Consider the following 258-nt stretch of genomic DNA (forward strand, 5'->3'; position numbering starts at 1 on the left):
GATTAGAAGAGTATGGCGATTTGCCAAAAACAAATTTAACTCAGGTAAAAACCCAGCAGCTGATATCGATGACTTTTACGTATCTGACCGTGTAGAAAGCCCTCGTCCTTGCCAAGTTTATACAGACTTAGATTCGATAGCTGAATTATGGATAAACCTCGCAGCAGCCCCTAATGTGCATCAGAAAAATGCTGCTCGATTTATGATATTAACAGGCATACGCCCTATCAATATTCCACAAATGAAGTGGGAGTGGCT

The 258-nt window shown here is 41.1% G+C and carries 1 protein-coding gene; it reads left to right on the forward strand.

The genetic code is table 11. From position 1 onward, the window contains the following. Positions 1-258, forward strand: a 258-nt coding sequence (locus AAEY83_RS16470) for a hypothetical protein (protein WP_351060775.1), incomplete at both ends; no start/stop codon positions are given.

Source organism: Psychrobacter sp. TB20-MNA-CIBAN-0197 (genome assembly GCF_040309765.1).
In the GTDB taxonomy this organism is placed as follows: Bacteria; Pseudomonadota; Gammaproteobacteria; order Pseudomonadales; family Moraxellaceae; genus Psychrobacter; species Psychrobacter submarinus.